Origin of the sequence: Qipengyuania vesicularis, from assembly GCF_019711415.1 — a bacterium.
GTDB classification, from domain to species: Bacteria; Pseudomonadota; Alphaproteobacteria; order Sphingomonadales; family Sphingomonadaceae; genus Qipengyuania; species Qipengyuania vesicularis.
In genome coordinates this window covers 626500-646890 of sequence record NZ_JAIGNJ010000002.1, presented here as the reverse complement: position 1 = coordinate 646890, position 20391 = coordinate 626500, and the positions used below count along the sequence as shown (strand labels likewise).

Genomic DNA, 20391 nt, shown 5'->3' with positions numbered 1-20391 from the left:
TGGATTAGCTCCGTGCAGCCAAGGCGGAAAATGCATTTGCGAATAGCGATCGTCCGCGACAGACAGGCACAACCCTCTTTCACTATGGAGTTCGCACCCCCGATGACCGGCATTCTGGCCAGCGACGATTTCGAACTTGCCCTCGATGCCCGATGCGGCGGTTCGATCAGTAGCGCGCGCTGGCGCGGTCTGGATATCCTCCACTTCCGTGAGGCCGGATCGGTTCTTGGTGCGGGATGCTTTCCTCTGGTCCCGTTCTCGAACCGGATTGCCGGTTCGCGCTTCCACTTCGCCGGGCGGGAGATCGAGCTCGAGCCCAATCATCCCGGCGATCCATCGAGCCCTGTCCTCCACGGCTTCGGCTGGCTGGGCGAGTGGTCGGTCGAACGAATGGACGAGCGAGAGGCGCGGCTCGTATATCGGCATGAGGCGGGAAAGTGGCCTTGGACGTTCGAGGCCACGCAAACGATCCGGGTCTTCGGCGGAGGATTCGCTATCGATCTCGGCATTACGAACCTGGCCGCTGATCCGATGCCCGTCGGCCTGGGATTCCACCCCTATTTCCCGCGCAGCGACACAACGCTCTACGAAGGCCTTCATCGCGGCGAGTGGCAGAACGATGCGGGATGCATTCCGATGCGGCTCGAGGAACGTCCGGAGGCCGTCGATTGGTGGCAGGGCCAGCCGGTGGCAACGCGCAACGTCGACACGGCCTATACGCAAAGGCAGGGGCCGTTGACCGTGCGCTGGCCAGATCGCGGGATGGGCGTGCGCATCGAACCCTCTGCCGACCTCCCGTTCACGGTGGTCTATGTGCCTGAAGGAGAGGATTTCTTCTGCGTCGAGCCGGTCAGCAACATGACCAATGCCTTCAATTGCGAGCGTCAGGACAGCGGATTGAGGGTGCTAGGGCCGGGCGAAGACTGGAGCGTTTCGATGCGCGTCACCGCCTTCTCGCTCTAGGCCACACGCGAGCTTGCCTCGCTGAACTCGCTTTCAATTTCCCGGGCGCGGTCGGGCGAGGTGACAACCACGACCGAACCGCCGAACCCGGCCCCGGTCATGCGCGCGCCGCCCTGTGTTCCGATCATCTTTTGCAGGCGCTCGACCAGCGCGTCGACCGTGGGATGCGAGACTTCGAACTGGTCGCGCAATGAGGCATGACCTTCTGACAGGATCCGGCCGAACGCTTGCAAATCGCCCTGTTCAATTGCGGCAGTCGCCTCACCGACGCGAGCGATCTCGCCCACGACATGGCGGGCGCGGCGTGCTTCCGGGTCCGGCAGGTCTTGCGCGGTGAGATCGTCCATGCTCGCATCGCGTAGGCTGGTGATGCCAAGGGCCGCCGCAGCCGCTTCGCATTGGCGTCGCCGGGCATTGTATTCGCCGTCCACAAGACCGCGCGTCACACCGGAATCCACCACCAGGACGGCCCAGTCCTTCGGGATGGCAACCTGCCGATAGCCAAGATCGCGGCAATCGAGCAGCATTGCGTGTCCCGGTTCGCCTGCCGCCGCTGCCATCTGGTCCATGATGCCGCAGGCCACCCCGGCAAAATCATGCTCGGTCTGCTGGGCGCGGCGCGCAAGAGTGGTGGCGTCCACCGGATCACCAGTCGCATCGACAAACGCGCGACCGAGGGCAATGCACAGCGAGGCCGAGGAAGAAAGGCCGCTGCCGCGCGGCAGATCTCCGGTAATCAGCAGTTGCATGGGTGGAAGATCGCCTCCCCACTGCGCCGCTATGCCGCGCACATAGGATCGCCAGCTCTCGTTCGATGGCTTGGCTGGTTTTGCCGGATCGAAGCGGTCTTCTTCGCCGAAATCGGCTGCGGTCACTTGCGTGTCGGCGTCATCGTGGACTGCCCAGGCTACGGCGGTTCCAGCGGCAACGGGCATGGGAAGGACCAGCCCGTCGTTGTAGTCCACATGTTCGCCGATCAGGTTCACCCGCCCCGGGGCGAAAGACACGCCATCGCAGTCGCGCCCGAAATGCTCGCGAAAAAGCTCGCGCGCCTTGGCGACCCGTGCATCGCTCATTTCACCAGCTCCCTCAGACGCTCAGCTGCAGCTTCGGGCGTCAGATCGCGCTGGGTTTCCGCCAGCAGTTCGAAACCGACCATGTGCTTGCGGATTTCGGCAGACCGCAGCAGGGGCGGATAGAAATGTGCGTGGAGCCGCCAGTGCCCGGTGTCGTCACCGGCGCCATGCGGCGCGCCGTGCCAGCCCATCGAATAGGGGAAGTCGGTGTCGAACAGCGCGTCATAGGCGCAAAGAAGCTTGCCGAGGACACTCGCAAGCCCCTCGCGTGCTTCCACATCGAGATTCTCGAGCCGTGCCACGGGTGTACGCGCCAGAACGAGCGTTTCGAACGGCCAGGCCGCCCAATGGGGGACGATGACGAGCCAGTGTTCGTTCTTAACGACCACACGCTCGCCCGAAGCGATTTCGGCAGCGATGACATCGCCAAGCAGAGGGCTTCCGCCAGCAGCGAATTGGGCACGCTGCTGCACATCCTCACGTTCGACGATGGTCGGCACGAAATCGCCCGCCCAGACCTGCCCGTGGGGATGCGGCGAGGAAGCGCCCATCATCGCGCCCTTGTTTTCGAACAGCTCGACATGCGCCCAGCGCGCGCCGAGTTCAGCAGAGAGTTCGCACCAGCTTTGAACGACCATGCGCCGCGCCGCGTCGTCCATCCGCGCCATAGTCATCGAATGATCGGGCGAGTAACAGATCACCCGCGCCTCTCCCCGAGCTGGCTGCTCTTCGAAGAGTTTACCGGTCGAGGCGCTTTCGCTCTCCGAGAGAAGTGCCGGGAAGTCGTTGGGAAAGACGAAGGTACCGTCGTAATGCGGGTTCGTCACGCCCCCGCTGCGCTCGTTGCCCGGGCAGAGATAGCAGGATGGATCGTGTGCAGGGCGGCTGGCCGGTTGGGCCATCTTGACCTCGCCCTGCCACGGCCGCTTCATGCGCTGCGGCGAGACGAGTACCCAATCACCCGTCAGCAGGTTCTTGCGTCGGTGGGGAAGGTCGCTGGTCATCGGGCCTCGAGATGGAAGATTGCCGCCGTCTCGGCGGCAAGTGCGGGTAAAGGCAGGCCGGCATGCGCAAGCCAGTCACCTGTAAATGTCATGCCATCCTTGCTCTGCGCTTGATAGGCCGAACCATCCTGAGCCGCGAGGACATGGGGATGGCCCGCCTTCTCGAGCAGGCGCACGCGCCAGTCGCGCCCCACCGCGAAGGGCAAGGCCAGCGGTGCGTCGCGCCGATCATGTGTGGGGGTGTTGCGAATGACCCAAAGCAAGAAGCTGTCGCCGTCACCCTGTGCTTGCCATGCGAGGCCATTCGGCGCCTCGCCAAGATGCACGGCGCCGCCATGGATGAGCTGTCGCCACTGCTTGTAGAAGCCGATCCAGTGAGCCAGCCGCGCGCGTTCTCTTTCGTCCAAAGCTTCAGGATCGAGTTCAACGCCGAAATGCCCCTGGCAGGCGATCGCAGCACGGAAATCGAGTGATTGCGTGCGTCCTGTCGCATGGCTGGGGCTCGCCCCGACATGTGCGCCCATCAATTCCGGCGGCATGAAGGCAAGGAAGCCTCGCTGCATTTCCACGCGCGAGAGCGCATCGATGTTGTCGCTGGTCCAGAAACGGTGCGTGAATTGCGCGATACCTGCATCGATCCGCCCACCGCCCGCTGCGCAGCTTTCGATCTCCACATCGGGGTGGGCTTCGCGCAGCCTTGCGAGGAGATTGTAAGTGCCTTTCACCTGAGCCGCACCCCCCGATGGCGCATGCGCGCGGTTGTGGTCCCATTTGAGATAGGAAATCGGAACATCCGTCAGCAGAGCATCGAGTTGCTCGAAGAGATAGTCTCGTACTTCCTCGCGACGCATGTCGAGCACCAGCTGGTTGCGCGACAGGGGGAGAGTGTCGTCTGGCCCGCCAAGCACCCAGTCCGGGTGCGCGCGGTAGAGATCGCTGTCGGGATTGACCATCTCCGGCTCGACCCAGAGACCGAACTCCATGCCGAGTTCGCGAACCTTGTTGGCGATTGGGGCGAGGCCCTGAGGATATTTGAGCGGGTCGGGTGTCCAGTCGCCAAGCCCAGCCCGGTCGTTGCCACGCCCCTTGAACCAGCCATCGTCGAGTACGAAGCGTTCAGCACCGATTGCAGCAGCCGATGCCGCCAGCGCTTCGATTTTCACCTCGTCATGACCGAAGTAGACCGCTTCCCAGCTGTTGAGATGCACGGGGCACGGTTTCATCGTGCCGCCGGGCCATTTGACGACCTCGCGCACCATCGAGTGTTGCTGCGCCATCGCGCCATTCCGTCCTGCCGTGCTGATCGCAAGATAGGCGCGTGGGGCAGTGAAGGTCTCGCCCGGTTCAAGCCGCATCTCGCCCGCTGCAATCAGCGCCTCGGCCTGGAGGACCGCAAAGCCCTCGTCGGTCTGTTCGACCGAAATTCGGCTATCGCCCGACCAGGCCAGCTGTGCCGAGAGTGTGAGACCCGAGTGCCGGTCGGCATTGCCGCACAGCACTTCGAGCGCAGGCGGTCCGCCGTGGCCGGTCATGCCTTGCCGGGTAACACGCTCCCAACCCTGTGCAGGCATCGCTTCGCGGCATTCGAAGAATTCGCCTGCATGGCGTCCGCGGCGCGAGATGATCTCGCTCGCCGAAGGAGGCAAAGGGAGCTGCACGCTGGCGAGCCGGTCCACCGTGATCGGATCTGATCCGACATTCGCGAGATGCGTCTGGGCCAACAAGCCGTCGGACCCGAATGGCAGGAAATCCACGGTCAGCACCACGCCATTCGCGCGATCTTCAAGCCGCACCGTCAGGTCGGTGGACGAAGCGAACACCTTCGACCTGTCGAACCGTGGATCGATACCGTCACCCGCAGAATTTCGCAGTTCCGCCGCCGACGGGCCAAACCAACCAGCTCCGCCCACGGACATGATGCCCATCGGCGGTTCGCCCTCAATCGAGAAGGTCGTCCAGCCGCGCAAGTCCGCGAGTGGAGGCAAGTCACCGGGTTCGACGCGCGCTCCGAGGTGGCGCCAGACTATCGCGCCATTGGCCTGCCGTTCGAGCACACAGCTCCATTGCGCGCCGTGAAGCGCGTAGAGCTCCGCGGGCTCGCTCACGCAGCCGTGCCTTCCTCGCCCTTGCCGCGGAACAGCTCGAAGCCGATCCATTCTGCGCGCCGCCCGAGCGCGAGGCGGTTGAATGCCAAGGCCGCCGCCACCGAGGTGAACAGCGTGACCACCATGAAGTCGATATAGTGGATACCCACCGAGGCCGCGAAGCCCTCGTTGAAGGTGAATAGCGCGTAGAGGCCGATGCCCCAGACCACGCCCGCAATCGCCGAGCGCGCCGCGACATTGCGGAACAAGAGGCCGACGATGAAGGCAGAGAGGATCGGCATCGAAGACAACCCGTTCAACTGCTGCAGCAGGTTGATGATGCTCTCCGCGTTCATGAACACCGGCACCATAACAATGGCGAGCACGGTGGCGAATACGCTCATTACCGCACCCAGCTTCCAGTGGTTCTTCACCTCTCCCACGAATTGCTCGTGGAAGTCGACCGAATAGAGCGCGACCGTGGAATTCAGCACAGCGCTGAAGGTAGTGATCACGGCGGCGGCGACCATCGCGGCAAAGGCTCCCGACAACCAGCTCGGCAGCACTTCGGCGACGAGCCTGCCATAGGCGGCATCCCCCACATCGCCGAACAGTTTGTAGGCCACCACGCCCGGGATCACGACGATCGGCGGGACGACCAGGATACGCACGGCGGCAGCGGCGAACACCCCCTTCTGCGCTTCCTTCACCGTCGGCGCGGCCATCGCCTTCTGGGTGATGTTCTGGTTGGTCGACCAGTAGAAGATCTGGATGAAGGCCATGCCGGTAAACAGCGTGTGGAAGGGGATCGGACTGTCCGCCGCGCCGACCATGCTCAGCCGTTCGGCGGGCACTCCTGTGACGATGTCGAAATCGACAGCTGCCAGCGCGAGGAACACGATCAGCAGGGCCAGCGCCAGAATGCCGATGCCGGAGAAGGTATCCATCACCGCGACCGCGCGCAGGCCGCCGAAGACAGTGTAGGCCGCGCCAATCAGGGCGAGGCCGACCGAGAAGTAGATCAGTGGCACCTGCGCCCCAAACAGCGACTGCAGGAACAGCCCGCCCGAATAGAGCGCGGCGGGCAAATAGATCAGCAGGTTCCCGGCGATGAAGATGGCCGAAATCAGCGTTCGGATCGAACGACCGTCATACCGCCGTTCGAGCAGTTCGGTGACCGTCGTGCAATTGTAGCGATAGTAGAGCGGCACGAAGATGAAGGCCAAGGTCATCAGGCCGACGAAGCCTGCAATCTCCCACCAGGCGAGCAGCAGCATCTGGTTGCCGTTCATGCCCACCAACTGGTCGGTCGAAAGGTTGGTCAGGGTGATCGCACCGGCAACGAAGATCCAGCTCAGTCCCTTGCCCGCAAGGAAGACGTCCTGCTCCGACCCATCATGCTTGGCGCTGCGGACTTTCCACCAGGTCAGCAGGCCGACCAGGGCCGTCAGGCCGATGAACACCGCCAACTGGCCCGCATTTGCGAAATCTGCCGTATCCCCGAACAAGCATGCTCTCCCAAAATCCCGCTGGCATCCATCGCAGAAACGGGGATAGACGCAAGACCATGCACCTCGGCGTTTGCTACTATCCCGAACACTGGCCCGAAGAGCGTTGGGCCGAAGACGCGCGCCTGATGCGCGAGACGGGCCTCACCCGTGTGCGTATCGGCGAATTTGCCTGGAGCAGGATCGAGCCCGAACCGGGCCGGTTCGACTGGGGCTGGCTCGACCGGGCTGTGGAGGTGCTGCACGAGGCAGGCCTCGGTATCATCATGGGCACGCCCACTGCCACGCCGCCCAAGTGGCTGGTCGATCGCATGCCCGACATGGTTGCGATCGATCGCGAAGGCAGGCCGCGCGGCTTCGGATCGCGGCGGCACTATTGTTTCAGCCACATGGGCTATCGGGAGGAAGCCCAGCGTATCACTCGCGTGGTGGCGGAGCGTTACGGCGAACACCCCGGCGTCGTCAGCTGGCAGACCGACAATGAGTATGGCTGCCACGATACGGTGCAGAGCTTCTCGCCCGCCGCTCGCGATGCATTCCGGCGTTGGCTTGCGAACCGTTACGGGAGCATCGAGGCGCTGAACGAGGCGTGGGGCAATGTCTTCTGGTCGATGGAGTACCGCTCGTTCGACGAGATCGACCTGCCCAACCTTACCGTGACCGAGGCGAACCCGGCGCACTGGCTGGCTTTCCGGCGCTTTTCCTCGGACCAGGTCATCGCCTTCAACCGAGGACAGGTCGAAATCCTGCGCGAGCATTCGCCGGGGCGCGATATCACCCATAACGCGATGGGCTTCTACACCGGCTACGATCACCATGATTTGGGGGCAGAGGTCGACGTTCTTGGGTGGGATAGCTACCCGCTCGGCTTCCTCGAGATGTTCTGCTTTTCCGAAGAGGAGAAGCGCGCCTACGCGCGGCAGGGCCATCCCGATATCGCTGCATTCCACCACGACCTTTATCGCGGCTGCGCGAAGGACGGGCGCTGGTCGGTTCTCGAACAGCAGCCGGGACCGGTGAACTGGGCGCGTTACAATCCTGCGCCGCTGCCGGGCATGGTAAAGCTCTGGACGCTGGAGGCCTTCGCACATGGCGCGGAGATGGTGAGCTATTTCCGCTGGCGGCAGTTCCCCAAGGCGCAGGAGCAGATGCACGCGGGGCTCCTGCGGCCCGATGGCAACCCGGCACCCGCCTTGGCCGAGGCGCGCGCGGTGGCCGACTGCATTGGGGAGATCGAGAGCGATGCGCCTACACCGAAGCAGGCTGCACTGGTTTTCTCATATGAGTCCGAATGGATCACGCAGATCCAGCCGCAGGGGGAGGGACGGTCGGGGCTCTGGGCGGCGTTTTCGGCCTATTCGGCTATGCGCGAACTGGGTCTCGATATCGATATCTTGCCGCCCGGCGCCGATCTTGCCGGGTACCGGCTGGTGGTCGTGCCCTGCCTTCCCATCGTACCGGACGCGCTCGCGCGTTCGCTTGAGAACATCGACGGGCAGATCATCATCGGTCCGCGGACCGGCAGCAGGACCACCGATTTCGCCATCCCGGAAAACTTGCCGCCCGGACCGCTCGAAGGGATGGCAGGCGGCACCATCACCCTCTCGGAAAGCCTGCGTTCCGGCGTGACAATCGAAGGCGACGGCTGGAGTGGGGGAGGCTGGTTCGACCATTTCGAAGGGTCTGCCGATGCAGAGATGACCGCGAAGGATGGGCGTGTCGTCCTGTGGCGGAAGGACAAGGCGCGACTCTTGGCGGTCTGGCCCGAGGGTTCGGTCCTGTGCGAAGCCGTTCGACGCGCCGCAAGAGATGCGGGTCTACCCCATGAACCCTTGCCCGAAGGACGCAGGCGGCGTCGCCGTGGGAACAACCGGTTCGAATTCGATTACCTGACCGGACAAGCCTCCTGGTCGACGGTGGAAAGCTGACGTCGCATCTGCCTCAATCCAAAACAGCCGCACAATTCGCCGGCTCCATGCCATTGCGGCACGGCGGGGAATTCCGCATAACCCTTTCCGGCCGAAGGGGCTGGGGTGCGCTGCGGACGGGGTAGTGCACCGGGAACGGAGAGGCAGGGGTCTTCAGCAATGACGAGCCAGAATGACAGACAGCTGATCTCGGTCGTCGTGCCTTGCTACAACGAGGAAGAGGTGATCGGCGAAACGCTGAGCCAGCTCTCGCGCCTCTGCGACACCGCGCCTGCCTATGATTTCGAGCTGGTCTTCGTCGATGACGGATCGCAGGACCGGACGCTCCACCTGCTGCGCGAAGCCGCAGCGCAAGACGCAAGGGTAAAGGTCCTCAGCTTTGCACGCAATTTCGGGCACCAGATCGCCGTTACCGCGGGCATCGATGCCGCGAAAGGCGATGCGGTGGTGCTGATCGACGCCGATCTTCAGGACCCGCCCGAAACCGTGGTCGAGATGATCGCGAAATGGCGCGAGGGTTATGACGTGGTCTACGGCACGCGCACCTCACGCCCGGGGGAAAGCCGCTTCAAACTGATGACAGCGCGGGGGTTCTACAGGGTCCTCAACGGCCTGTCCGAAGTGCCGATCCCCCTCGACACGGGCGACTTTCGCCTGATGGGGCGCAATGTCGTCGAAGTGCTCAAGGCCATGCCCGAACGCGACCGTTTCGTGCGCGGGATGGTATCATGGGTGGGCTTCAATCAGACGGCGCTTCCCTATGAACGGGCCAAGCGTTTCGCCGGCACATCGAAGTACCCGCTGCGCAAGATGATGCGTTTCGCGACCGACGGCATCCTGTCCTTTTCGGCCAAGCCGCTGCGTTTTGCGACGACCATGGGCATGGTCGCAGCCGCTTTCGCTATGCTTGGTATCGTCTACGTCCTGGTGCTGCGCCTGTTTACGTCGATCTGGGTCGAAGGCTGGACGGCCATCATGATCGCCTTGCTGTTCCTCGGCGGGGTCCAACTACTCTGCCTCGGAATTTTGGGCGAATATGTCGGCCGGACCTATAGCGAGGTGAAGAAGCGCCCGCTCTATGTCGTGCGCGAGAAGATCGGTTTCGAAGGATCGGACAAGGATCCATCGTCTGCTACGGAACACGGCTTGAGCGCTGCTGAATGAACCGTCTGCAGCCTAAACGGGTGGCACAATTCCTGTTCGGCATCGCGGTTTCCGTGGTGTTCCTGCGGCTGGTTGCGCGCAATGTCGACGGGGAACAGCTCATCGCCTCGCTCGCGCAGGCCCGGCCGGGCTGGATCGCGCTTGCGATCGGGATTTTCCTGCTGGGCTATGCCTGCCGTATCGCGCGCTGGCGCAGCATGCTGTTGAGCGACAACCCCGGCCTAAGCTGGAACGCCTGTGTGACGCCCTTCATGGGCTCGATTGCTGCCAATAACCTTTTGCCATTCCGCGCCGGCGATGTGCTTCGTGTTTACGGCCTGTCCGGTCATCTCGGCGTTCCGAGTTCGGGGCTGCTCGCCAGCGTACTTGTGGAGCGCTTGCTCGACATTCTCAGCCTGCTGGTCATCCTCGGCATTTGTCTTCTAGCATTCGATTTCTCGGGCCTGATGGGAGGAGCAGTCTTCCAAACCGGCCGTATTGCCGTGTTGCTCGCGGCCCTGACTGTACTTCTCCTGCTCCTGTTTCCGGCGCTCGTCGAACTCCCGGTCCGCATGCTGGTTCGACTTGTAGGAAAGCTGTGGCGTGGCTCGTCCATCAAGCTCGAGGGCTTCTTCGACCATCTGTTCACGACCTTGCGGCATCACGCCAAGGGTCCGAAAATGGCGGTGCTCATCGGCTGGTCTGCGGTCGCCTGGGGGCTGGAGTGGGCGGTGTTCTATGTGTCGGCCCAGGCAATTCCGGGACTTGTCGAGCCCGTTGGCGGCATTCTGGCCATGCCTGTCGCAACGCTAGCGACCCTCCTGCCGTCCTCGCCGGGTTACGTCGGCACGTTCGACTTTTTTGCAGCGCAGGCAGCGCAGAGCGTGGGCAATCCGGCAGCTGCGGCCACGGCATTCGCGCTGCTGGTCCATCTCATCATCTGGTTGCCTGCAACGCTGATCGGCGGCTACGGGATCGCCTTGTGGTTCCTTCGCGGAAGACCCGCAATAACGAGTGAACGCGACAGGATCGGATGACGGCCAGCAAGAAAACAATCACCGTCATCGGCGGAGGTTTCAGCGGACTTTCAGCCGCCTACGACCTTTCGCGCGCGGGCCACAAGGTGACCTTGCTTGAGGCAGACGATTTCGTCGGCGGCCTGGCCGGGGCGTTCGAAGGCGAGGGCGAACGGATCGACCGCTTCTACCACCACTGGTTCACCAATGATCTGGAGGTCATGGGCCTGATCGACGATCTGGGGCTATCGGACCAGGTGGTCACCAATCCGACCAACACCGGCGTCTATTACAACCGCTCGGTTTTCAAGCTGTCGACACCGCTCGACCTGCTTCGCTTCTCGCCGCTACCGTTCCTCGACCGAATCCGCCTCGGCGTGCTGACCTTGCGTGCGCGCGGGGTAAAGGACTGGAAGAGCCTCGAAGGAAAGACGGCGGCCCAATGGCTTCGCGAACTGGGCGGGGAGCGGGTTTTCAAGGTGATGTGGGAGCCGCTTCTTGCCGGCAAGTTCGGCCCCTATGCCGACAAGGTCTCCGCAGTCTGGTTCTGGAACAAGCTCAAGCTTCGCGGCGGATCGCGCGGGGCCAAGGGCGAAGAAAGGCTCGCTTACTTCAAGGGCTCCTTTGCGCGGCTCGCCGAAGCGGCGGCGGACGCGATCCGAGAGAATCGAGGCGAAGTTCACACCGGCACGCCGGCCTCAGCGATCACGCCGATAGAGGGGGACCGCTGGGTCGTCGAAGCGGGAGGACGTCGGTTCGAAAGCGACATCGTCATCGCCACACCCGCACTGCCGCTGATTGCGGATCTCGTAAGCGGATGGGCAGACGAGGACTATCTGAGTTCGCTTCGGCGGATCGATTATCTCGCTAACGTGTGCCTGGTGCTGGAACTCGACCGCCCCCTGAGTTCAACCTACTGGCTCAACGTCAACGACCCAGATTTTCCCTATGTCGGCGTGATCGAGCATACCAATTTCGAGAATGCCGAGAGCTATGGTGGCAGGCATATCGTCTACCTCTCGAAATACCTCCCGCACACCGACGCGCTCTATGGGATGAGCGAAGAAGAGGTGCTCGATTTCTCGGTGCCTCACCTCCAGAAGATGTTTCCGGAATTCGAACCGGGCTGGATCCAGCGCTCACACGTCTGGAAGGCGCGCTGGTCGCAGCCCGTGGTAGAACAGCACTATTCGCAGCTTATCCCGGATGAGGACGGCCCGCGCAAAGGGCTCTACATCTGCTCCATGGCGCAGGTATATCCCGAGGATCGAGGGACCAATTATGCTATCCGCGAGGGTCGGCGACTGGCCGCCAGGATCGTCGGGGAGACGGGTTAAGCTGTTCGTGAGGGGGTAGGGCGATGACAAGCGAAGCCGAGCAGCAGCGGGCATCTGGCGCAAGCCCAATACGCGATTGGGCGCTCCATATTCTCTGTGTCCTCGCCCTTATGTGGACGCCGCTGGCAAACGGCTTTGCCTTCTTCTTCGACGATACGACGAACTACATCCGTGCCGCAGACATGGCGGCCCACATGGCTTCGGGCAAGACATTCACGACCGACTGGAGCGAACGCTATACCGAGAAGCTTCCAGCCGGTTCTGGCGACAGCGAACCCGACGCGGAGAAACCGGCAGAGGATCCGGCGTTTCGGACGCATAACGACATTTCTTCAGGCCTCGTGATGACCGGGCGATCGCCCTACATGGGCGCGCTGATGTGGGTGGGGTATGTCACCAGCAATTTCTGGCTGTTCATTCTATTCCAGGCCTGGCTCGCCTATTTTCTTATTCGCCTGGCCCTGCGGCGGTTCGGCATTTCCGATCCGATTGCGACCACCGGCATCGTGCTGTTGCTGGCCGCGCTGACGACACTGCCCTTCTACAACGGCATGCTCCTGGCCGATGGGTTCGGGGCCTTCGGCATAGTTGCCTTCCTCCTGCTAGCGACGCCCGGGAAGCTGACGAAATTCGAGGTCTTCGTCCTGTTCATGACGATCGTTACCGCAGTCGTCTCGCATATGACCCACATCGTGATGATCGCAGGGATGCTGGCTGCGTTGCTGGCATTGCGTCTCGTCAAATGGGCGCCCGACGTTCCACGCCGGGGTTGGATCGCCGGTATCGCGGGGCTAGCCATCGGCTTCGCCTCGCTCCAGGTCACAGCGCTCGCGACCGAGGCGGCGATCGGGAAGAAGCCGCAGATGCTGCCACTGATGACGGCCCGCTTCATTGCCGATGGTCCGGGAAAATCCTTCATCGACAGTGGCTGCGATGGAAACCGCTTCCAGATCTGCCGGGTCGAACTGAACGATACCAGCCATGCTTCGGCGATCCTTTCCAACCCTACGCCGGGCGTGGGGACCTACCTGCTTGCCACTCCTGAAGAGCGCCGGACAATGGGAGAGGAAGACACAGCTTTCGCCATCGCCGTCATGCTGCACGACCCGATCGGGCAGGGCATGGCCATCGTACGAAACACGTTCCGGCAATTGACCTGGGTCCAGTACACAGGATTGAACCGGGCATGCTCGGCAAGGGCCTATTGCTGGGATGCGATCCCGCAATCGGTGGGAGAGGACATGAAGGCGACGCTGGCCGACAGGGAGGCCTGGCCCGAAGCGCTGATGGACACGGTGCTGAAACTCACCGTAGTCGCGTCCTTGCTGATGCTCCTGGTTTGTCTTTTCCAGCGTCGATCCGATCCGGACCACCGCTGGCGCACGCTGCGGAACTGGGCGCTCCTGACTCTATCCGCAATGATCCTGATTTCGGGTTTCGGGGGCGCGGTGGTTGAGCCGCAGTGGCGCTACATCAGCCGCCTGATCTGGCTGGTCCCGCTCTTCGCCATGATCGCCGTTGTGATACGCTGGCGACCTGCGCTCGCCCCGCCGACAGACCAGCACGCCGTCTGAGCCTGACAAGCCTGCCTCCCAATCTCATTGTCGCGCGGGCCCGCGGCATATAAGGTCTCTCTAAGCAACCGATTCTGCGCTTGAGGAGAGAGCCATGACCAAGACCTATGCGAACCTGATCGACGGCGAGATGGTGACGACGAGCAACACGCTCGAAGTCGTCAATCCGGCCAATGAAGAGGTGGTCGGCCTTGTCCCCTCCTGCGGCAAGGAAGAGCTGGACCGCGCGGTGGCTGCTGCCCGCGCGGCGTTCAAGACATGGCGCAAGACCAGCGCAGAGGAGCGCCAGCAGGTCGTGCGCGGCATCGCCGCGGCGATCAAGGAAAACGCCGACGAGCTTTTCCGCCTGCTCACGACCGAACAGGGCAAGCCGCACGCACAAGCCCAGATGGAGATCTTCGGTGCGGCGGGTCTGGCTGCAGCGCAGTCGGGCCTGACGCTGGACGACGTCATCAACCAGGATGACGACACGCGCCTCTCGCGCACCCGCCGTGTTCCGGTGGGCGTGGTCGGCGGCATCGTGCCGTGGAACTTCCCCGTCATGATGGCGATCCAGAAGATCGTGCCCGCGCTCATCTCGGGCTGCACCATCGTCCTCAAGCCTTCGCCCTTCACCCCGCTCACGACGCTGCGCATCGCCGAACTGGTCAAGGACGTCGTTCCCAAGGGCACGGTCAATATCATCACCGGTCCCGACGAGCTCGGCCCGCTGATCACCGAGCATCCCGATATCGACAAGATCACCTTCACCGGCTCGACCGCGACGGGGAAGAAGATCATGGAAGGTGCGGCAGGTGATCTGAAACGCATCACGCTGGAGCTGGGCGGTAACGACGCTTCGATCGTCCTGCCCGATGCCGATGTCGAGAAGGTCGCCGAACAGCTGTTCTGGTCGAGCTTTTCGAATGCAGGCCAGATCTGCGTCGCGGCGAAGCGCATCTACATCCATGAAGACATCTACGACGACCTGTCCAAGGCCATCGCTGAATACGCCAAGGGTGTGGTCGTGGGTGACGGCTCACAGCAGGGCACCGGCGTCGGTCCGATCCAGAACAAGAAGCAGTTCGAGCGCGTGTGTGAGCTGATCCAGGACGCCAAGGACAATGGCTATCAGTTCCTGACCGGCGGCGATGTCGATCCCTCAGGCACGGGCTATTACGTGCCGATCACTATCCTCGACAATCCGCCCGAAGACGCGCGCATCGTGGCTGAGGAGCAGTTCGGACCCGTCATGCCGCTGATGAAATTCGGCAGCGTCGAAGAAGCCATCGAGCGCGCGAACAATTCAGAATACGGCCTTGCCGGGGCTGTCTGGACCAAGGACACCGACAAGGGCGTGGAGATTGCCGAACAGCTTGAGACCGGCACCGTCTGGATCAACGAGTTCCTGCACATTTCGCCGCTCGCGCCCTTCGGCGGTCACAAGCAGTCGGGCTTCGGTGCCGAGTACGGGATCGATGGCCTCAAGGAATTCACCTATCCGCAGGTGATCACCGTCAAGCGCAACGCAGAGGTCTGATTATGGGGCCGGCGGCTTTCTAGCCGCCGGTGCCGAAGAGTCCTGTCAGCGTTCCGGGGTGGACGCCGACGCCGGCCATGGCGCGCGCGACCTCGGCGGGAAGCTCGAACTCGCAGGCAAGCCCGCGCTGGCTGCTGAGGCCCAGGAATAGCTCGAAATCGCCCGCTTCGACATGGAAGCGGCCGTCTCCGGAGTATTCGCCGATCTCGTCGCGACCGATTTCGAAGGTCAGCATCTCGCGCTCGCCTGGTCGCAGCCGGACACGCTGGAAATCTGCCAAGGGCATGCGGCCTGCTGCGGGCCTCTCTCCCGGTTGGGCCAAGCGGCGCAGGTAGAGTTGAACCGTTTCGACGCCTTCCCTCTCGCTCAGGTTGCGAAGGTCGGCATAGGCATAGATGCGGTCGCGACCGACCTCGTACGTCAGGTTGGTGAGTGCGAAATCGGAATAGGTGAGGCCGTGACCGAACGGTATTCCTGGCCCTCCATCGGGCCCGGGTAGGGCGATCGGCAGCTTGCCCGAAGGCGCGGCCTCGCCGGTGATGAGTTCGGCAAGAGCATGCCCGCTCATCGTGCCCAACTGACCGGCGTGCAAAATGCTCGGGAGATGTTTCCCATTGACCAGCGGATCGATCGGCTTCGGACCAAGTGTAAGTAGGACCAGCTTGGGATTGGCCGAAAAGAGCGCCGAAAGCAGTTTTTCATTCGCCTCGCCGATGTCGCCGCGCTCATTGCCCGCGAGGACCATGACGATCGTCCCGGCGCGCTTCGCCGCCTCGCTCGCCATGCCGATCGCCATGCTGTCGGCCGTGATCATGCGGTCGGAGCTGTCGCCATTGTCGCGAAGGGCGAGGCCGGGCACGTAGCGATGCGGGATGCCGAGCTGTTCGAGACCATCGATGACGCTTGCCGCAATACCATCGCGACCGGCCAAGGGTATGCGCCGATCGCCGGCGGCCGATCCGACCAGCAGCAGGTCCCCGGAATCGATTCCCAGAGGAAGTAGGTCCGGCTCGTTTCGCAACAGGACCGCGCAGCGTTTCGCCACGTCGAGTGCAACTTCGCGATTATGTACCGGTGTTGGAAGGGCACTCGCCTGGCGGCCGAACGGCGAAGCATGAGCGGCGCTCAGCAGTCCCAGGCGGAACTTGGCGCGCAAGACGCGGGCAACTGCATTGTCGACGCGTTCTCTATCGATACGCTGCGATCTCAATGCATCGACCAGCAGGTCGACAGGCACACCGCGACGGTCCGCCTTGAGACCTTCTCCCACGAGGTCGTGGACGATGGCCTGCCACTCCGACAGCAAGATGCCGTCGTACCCTCCGGGCCCCTTTAGGAAGCTGAAGGCTTTCTCGATCCGCGAGCGGGCTTCTGCAGCGATTCCATCGAAGGCTATGGATCCGACCTTGGCGCTGCTGATCGCCGCCATGGCAATGGCAAGTTGTGCCCGGGCTTCGGCTGTGCCGTCGGTCAGTTCGAGGCAAGCCAGGGTCGGCTGGGCTTCGTTAGACTGCAATCCACGTACGCGCGCGGCCGCGATCCGCGCTGCCAGAAATACTTCCTCCCCGCAGCTCTGCGCGAGCGTTTCGTCCAGGGAGGAAGTCAGGGCGATCTCGGGGGACAGTGCCCAGTTGAAGCCCTTGGTCTCCCCTTCATGGGCGACCACTGCCTCGGCGGCGGCCAACGCATCCATGTCCCAGCTCGCGCTCGACGCAAAGGGTGTGGGAAAGATGGTGTCAAAGCCGGTTCCGGTTTCTGCGGGGAAGAGCAGGGGGATCCCGAGGCGGCTTTCGTTTTGCGCCACGAGCTGGAGAAACTCGGCCTGTTCACGGCTGGCAATGCCGCTGACCGTGCCGATACGACCATCTCGCAGATCGCGGGCAAGGAGATCCATGCCGTCGCGATCGTCGGGTCGCGGCGCCTGCTGGATCGCAAGCTGCCCTGCCTTTTCCAGCGGACTCATTATCGCGAGCAGGTCCGATACGACGCGCTCGCGTTCGGTATCGGTGACGATTTGGCTCATGCAGGATCTCGCCCGCCGTAAGTGGCGCTGGAGCGGTCGTGCGTTGCTCTGCTGCCGTGCATGATTGCGCCCATTCCCAAATCCCGCAGGTGGGTGGCCGCGCGTCCGGACAGCCCGGAAACAGCGGCAGGGCACCTGCTGGCCCGGGTCTCGTGGTGGCGAAAAATGGTGAATATCCGGTAAGCAGCCGCGCAAATTCGGCGCTTGGCGGGCCAAGACAAAGTTTTTCCCGCGACGATTTACGGATATAAAAATATCTTTATATGTAGCCCTGATGCGTACCGAGGCACTCTTTCGCGCGCTGGCCGACCCCACGCGCCTCAGGATCATGCGGCTGCTAGGCTCGATGGAGCTGGCGGTGGGCGAGATCGCGCAGGTGCTCGGCCAAAGCCAGCCGCGTGTCTCGCGCCACATCGGCATCCTGTGCGACGCTGAACTGGCCGAGCGGCGCCGTGAGGGCAGCTGGATCTTCCTTCGAGCTGCCTCCGATCCGCAGGGCATGGCGCCGGTACGCTCCGACATCGCGCGGCTCCTGGCACGAACGGAGACGATCGACCCCGGTTTCGCCGAACAATGCGAGGCCGATCGCCAGAAGCTTGCTGAAATCCGGGCCGCGCGTGAACTCCAGGCACAGGAGTATTTTGCCGAGCATGCGCATGACTGGGACGAACTGCGCCGCCTCCATTCCTCGGATGAAAACGTCGAATCGGCGCTCGCCGAAGCGCTGGGCGAGGGGCGCCTCGGGCGTCTGCTCGATATCGGCACCGGCACCGGCCGCATGGCGGAACTGTTCGCGGAAAAGGCCGATCACATCGTCGCGCTCGACAAGAGCCTTGCCATGCTGCGCGTCGCGCGGGCCAAGTTGCAACACATATCTGCCGACCGCGTAGAGGTCGTCCAGGGCGACTTCACGAGCTTGCCCTTTTCGCCCGACAGTTTCGACACCGTCCTGTTCCACCAGGTCCTGCATTTCGCCAACAGCCCCGCGGCCGCGCTCTACGAAGCGGCACGGGTGACAAGCCCCGGCGGGCGGATAGCGATCGTCGATTTTGCCGCACACCAGCGCGAGGAACTGCGCGAGAAGCACGCCCATGCGCGGCTCGGATTTGCTGACGGGCACATGCGTGACCTCCTCGAAGATGCGGGCTTCGAACCGACGGCACCGATTTCGCTCGACGATGGCGAGATCGGCATCAAGATTTGGGTGGCGCAGAGGCGCCGCGCAGCAGAAAGGACTTTTGCATGAGCCCCACGCTCGACCAGATGCGCGAAGCGCAGCGCGCGCTGGAATCGCCGCTCTTCTCGGGCCTCCCGGGTGATATCGAAGTGAGCTTCGAATTCTTCCCGCCCAAGACCGAGAAGATGGGCGAGACCCTGTGGCAGAGCGTCAAAACTCTCGAGCCGCTCGACCCGCGCTTTCTCTCGGTGACTTATGGTGCCGGGGGATCGACCCGCGAGCGTACGCATGAGGCCGTGCGGCGGATCGTCAGCGAGACCGGAATTCCCGCAGCGGCCCACCTCACCTGCGTGCAGGCAACGCGCGAGGAAGTCGACCAAGTCGCGCGCGAATATTGGGAAGAAGGAGTGCGCCATATTGTCGCGCTGCGTGGCGACGCGCCCGATGGAAGCGGCAGCTATACGCCGCATCCGGGGGGCTATGAGAACGCCGCCGATCTCATCGCAGGCCTCAAGAAGATCGCCGACTTCGAGATTTCGGTCGCCGCATATCCTGAAGTCCATCCGGATTCGCCTGATCGCCAGGCCGATCTCGACAACCTGAAACGCAAGTTCGACGCAGGCGCAACGCGGGCGATCACGCAGTTCTTTTTCGAACCGGAATGTTTCTTCGATTTCCGTGACAAGGCCGCCGCGGCGGGGATCGAAGGCGAGATCGTGCCGGGCATCATGCCGGTAATGAGCTTTGCCGCCGTCCAGCGCATGTCGGGCCTGTGCGGCACGGCCATTCCCGACTGGATGGAAGGCCTGTTCGACGGGCTCGATGAACGCCCCGAAGCGCGCCAACTGGTCAGCGCGACCATCGCTGCCGAAATGTGCCGCCGCCTCTATGCTGGTGGTGTCCGCCAGTTCCACTTCTACACCCTCAACCGCGCCGAGCTGAGCTATGCGATCTGCCATATGCTCGGCCTGCGCCCGAAGGCCTGACCCATGTCGAAACGCCAAGAATTCGAAGCCGCTGCCGCGAAGCGCATCCTCATCAAGGACGGGCCCTATGGCACCGAGATCCAGCGTGCCAAGCTGGCGCCAGAGGACTATGCGGGCGATACCGGGCTGGAGGCTGATCAGAAGGGCAATAACGATCTCGTCAACCTGACCCAGCCGCAGGTCATTCGCGCAATTTGCGACAGTTATATCGCGGCAGGCGCGCACATCCTGGCCACCAACACCTTCAACGCCAACCGGATCAGTCAGGCCGACTATTCGGCTGAACACCTCGTGCACCAAATCAATGTCTCGGCGGCGAAGATCATTCGCGAAGCGGTGGACGATGCGACTGCCAAGGATGGCGTGCCGCGTTTTATTGCAGGCGCGATGGGGCCGACCAACAAGACGCTTTCGCTGTCGCCCGATGTCGAGGACCCTGGATTCCGCGAGGTGACGTTCGACGAGATCGTGGACGTCTATGTCGAGCAGGCCCGCGGCCTGATCGAAGGCGGCGCAGACTTCGTCCTGATCGAGACGGTCTTCGATACGCTCAATTGCAAGGCCGCGATCATGGCGGTGAAGCAGCTGGAGCGTGAGCTTGGTCGTGACATTCCGTTGATGATCTCGCTCACGTTGACGGACCTGTCGGGCCGCAACCTGTCGGGGCATACGGTTGAGGCGTTCTGGCATACTGTGCGTCATGCCAAGCCGCTGACGATGGGCCTTAATTGCAGTTTCGGTGCCGAGCAGCTGCGCCCGCATGTCCAGATCCTCTCGGATATCGCAGACACATACCTGATGGCCTATCCCAATGCAGGCTTACCGAACGATCTCGGCGAATATGACGAGTTGCCAGACACGACCGCCGCGCTAACGAAAGTCTGGGCCGACAATGGCCGGATCAACGCTCTCGGCGGCTGCTGCGGCTCCACTCCCGATCACATCGCGGCGATGGCCAGAGCAGTTGACGGCATTACGCCGCGCAAGCTGCCCACTATCGAACCCGACATGCGCCTTGCCGGCCTAGAACCATTTACGATTGCTGCCTGATCC

General features: G+C 62.9%; 15 protein-coding genes. 10 read left to right on the top strand and 5 right to left on the bottom strand.

The features are described from left to right. Positions 1-102: 102 nt before the first annotated feature. Positions 103-963 (top strand): aldose 1-epimerase, encoded by an 861-nt coding sequence (locus K3146_RS08630; protein ID WP_221545854.1) that lies wholly within the window; start codon positions 103-105, stop codon positions 961-963. Here the strand turns inward: K3146_RS08630 and galK are convergent. The 4 genes from galK to K3146_RS08610 are packed head-to-tail and all read right to left on the bottom strand — an operon-like array spanning position 960 to position 6635. Then, a complete protein-coding gene (gene galK, locus K3146_RS08625; protein ID WP_221545853.1) occupies positions 960-2039 on the bottom strand; it encodes a galactokinase in 1080 nt (359 codons plus the stop codon). The two genes, K3146_RS08630 and galK, sit on opposite strands and share 4 nt — an antisense overlap. Then, on the bottom strand, positions 2036-3043 hold the full coding sequence (locus K3146_RS08620; RefSeq protein WP_221545852.1) for a UDP-glucose--hexose-1-phosphate uridylyltransferase: 1008 nt from the start codon (positions 3041-3043) through the stop codon (positions 2036-2038). The genes galK and K3146_RS08620 overlap by 4 nt, the downstream gene beginning before the upstream one ends. After that, on the bottom strand, positions 3040-5148 hold the full coding sequence (locus K3146_RS08615; RefSeq protein WP_345724061.1) for an alpha-galactosidase: 2109 nt from the start codon (positions 5146-5148) through the stop codon (positions 3040-3042). The genes K3146_RS08620 and K3146_RS08615 overlap by 4 nt, the downstream gene beginning before the upstream one ends. Then, positions 5145-6635, bottom strand: a complete 1491-nt coding sequence (locus K3146_RS08610) for a sodium:solute symporter family transporter (protein ID WP_247711131.1) — start codon at positions 6633-6635, stop codon at positions 5145-5147. Before K3146_RS08610 ends, K3146_RS08615 begins: the two co-directional genes overlap by 4 nt. A 59-nt stretch (positions 6636-6694) precedes the next feature. Between K3146_RS08610 and K3146_RS08605 the strand changes: the two genes are divergently transcribed. The 6 genes from K3146_RS08605 to K3146_RS08580 all read left to right on the top strand — a co-directional run bounded on the left by K3146_RS08605 (position 6695) and on the right by K3146_RS08580 (position 15152). Further along, on the top strand, positions 6695-8563 hold the full coding sequence (locus tag K3146_RS08605) for a beta-galactosidase (RefSeq protein WP_221545850.1): 1869 nt from the start codon (positions 6695-6697) through the stop codon (positions 8561-8563). A gap of 159 nt (positions 8564-8722) precedes the next feature. Next, positions 8723-9727: a glycosyltransferase family 2 protein gene (locus K3146_RS08600; RefSeq protein ID WP_221545849.1), complete on the top strand. Its 1005-nt coding sequence runs from the start codon at positions 8723-8725 to the stop codon at positions 9725-9727. After that, the gene (locus tag K3146_RS08595) at positions 9724-10743 is read left to right on the top strand and encodes a lysylphosphatidylglycerol synthase transmembrane domain-containing protein (RefSeq protein WP_221545848.1); all 1020 of its coding nucleotides are present in this window, start codon (positions 9724-9726) and stop codon (positions 10741-10743) included. Before K3146_RS08600 ends, K3146_RS08595 begins: the two co-directional genes overlap by 4 nt. Next, on the top strand, positions 10740-12059 hold the full coding sequence (locus K3146_RS08590) for an NAD(P)/FAD-dependent oxidoreductase (RefSeq protein ID WP_221545847.1): 1320 nt from the start codon (positions 10740-10742) through the stop codon (positions 12057-12059). Before K3146_RS08595 ends, K3146_RS08590 begins: the two co-directional genes overlap by 4 nt. Before the next feature lie 23 nt (positions 12060-12082). Beyond that, the gene (locus K3146_RS08585; RefSeq protein ID WP_221545846.1) at positions 12083-13633 is read left to right on the top strand and encodes a hypothetical protein; all 1551 of its coding nucleotides are present in this window, start codon (positions 12083-12085) and stop codon (positions 13631-13633) included. Between the two features lie 94 nt (positions 13634-13727). Continuing rightward, the gene (locus K3146_RS08580; protein WP_221545845.1) at positions 13728-15152 is read left to right on the top strand and encodes an aldehyde dehydrogenase family protein; all 1425 of its coding nucleotides are present in this window, start codon (positions 13728-13730) and stop codon (positions 15150-15152) included. 19 nt (positions 15153-15171) lie between these two features. Here K3146_RS08580 and K3146_RS08575 read toward each other — a convergent pair whose 3' ends face one another. Then, positions 15172-17175, bottom strand: coding sequence for a glycoside hydrolase family 3 C-terminal domain-containing protein (locus K3146_RS08575; protein WP_221545844.1), 2004 nt, complete (start codon positions 17173-17175; stop codon positions 15172-15174). Positions 17176-17449: 274 nt separating this feature from the next. Here K3146_RS08575 and K3146_RS08570 point away from each other — a divergent pair, with 274 nt between their 5' ends. The 3 genes from K3146_RS08570 to K3146_RS08560 are packed head-to-tail and all read left to right on the top strand — an operon-like array spanning position 17450 to position 20388. Beyond that, positions 17450-18421, top strand: a complete 972-nt coding sequence (locus tag K3146_RS08570) for an ArsR/SmtB family transcription factor (RefSeq protein WP_221545843.1) — start codon at positions 17450-17452, stop codon at positions 18419-18421. After that, positions 18418-19338: a methylenetetrahydrofolate reductase gene (gene metF, locus K3146_RS08565; protein ID WP_221545842.1), complete on the top strand. Its 921-nt coding sequence runs from the start codon at positions 18418-18420 to the stop codon at positions 19336-19338. Before K3146_RS08570 ends, metF begins: the two co-directional genes overlap by 4 nt. A 3-nt stretch (positions 19339-19341) precedes the next feature. Next, entirely contained in the window at positions 19342-20388 is a 1047-nt protein-coding gene (locus K3146_RS08560) for a homocysteine S-methyltransferase family protein (RefSeq protein ID WP_221545841.1), read from the top strand. Positions 20389-20391 lie beyond the last annotated feature (3 nt).

Coding starts and splice junctions, on each gene's coding strand:
- K3146_RS08630 (WP_221545854.1), top strand. CDS start 103: ATGACCGGCATTCTGGCCAGCGACGATTTCGAACTTGCCCTCGATGCC.
- galK (WP_221545853.1), bottom strand. CDS start 2,039: ATGAGCGATGCACGGGTCGCCAAGGCGCGCGAGCTTTTTCGCGAGCAT.
- K3146_RS08620 (WP_221545852.1), bottom strand. CDS start 3,043: ATGACCAGCGACCTTCCCCACCGACGCAAGAACCTGCTGACGGGTGAT.
- K3146_RS08605 (WP_221545850.1), top strand. CDS start 6,695: ATGCACCTCGGCGTTTGCTACTATCCCGAACACTGGCCCGAAGAGCGT.
- K3146_RS08600 (WP_221545849.1), top strand. CDS start 8,723: ATGACGAGCCAGAATGACAGACAGCTGATCTCGGTCGTCGTGCCTTGC.
- K3146_RS08595 (WP_221545848.1), top strand. CDS start 9,724: ATGAACCGTCTGCAGCCTAAACGGGTGGCACAATTCCTGTTCGGCATC.
- K3146_RS08590 (WP_221545847.1), top strand. CDS start 10,740: ATGACGGCCAGCAAGAAAACAATCACCGTCATCGGCGGAGGTTTCAGC.
- K3146_RS08585 (WP_221545846.1), top strand. CDS start 12,083: ATGACAAGCGAAGCCGAGCAGCAGCGGGCATCTGGCGCAAGCCCAATA.
- K3146_RS08580 (WP_221545845.1), top strand. CDS start 13,728: ATGACCAAGACCTATGCGAACCTGATCGACGGCGAGATGGTGACGACG.
- K3146_RS08575 (WP_221545844.1), bottom strand. CDS start 17,175: ATGAGCCAAATCGTCACCGATACCGAACGCGAGCGCGTCGTATCGGAC.
- K3146_RS08570 (WP_221545843.1), top strand. CDS start 17,450: ATGCGTACCGAGGCACTCTTTCGCGCGCTGGCCGACCCCACGCGCCTC.
- metF (WP_221545842.1), top strand. CDS start 18,418: ATGAGCCCCACGCTCGACCAGATGCGCGAAGCGCAGCGCGCGCTGGAA.
- K3146_RS08560 (WP_221545841.1), top strand. CDS start 19,342: ATGTCGAAACGCCAAGAATTCGAAGCCGCTGCCGCGAAGCGCATCCTC.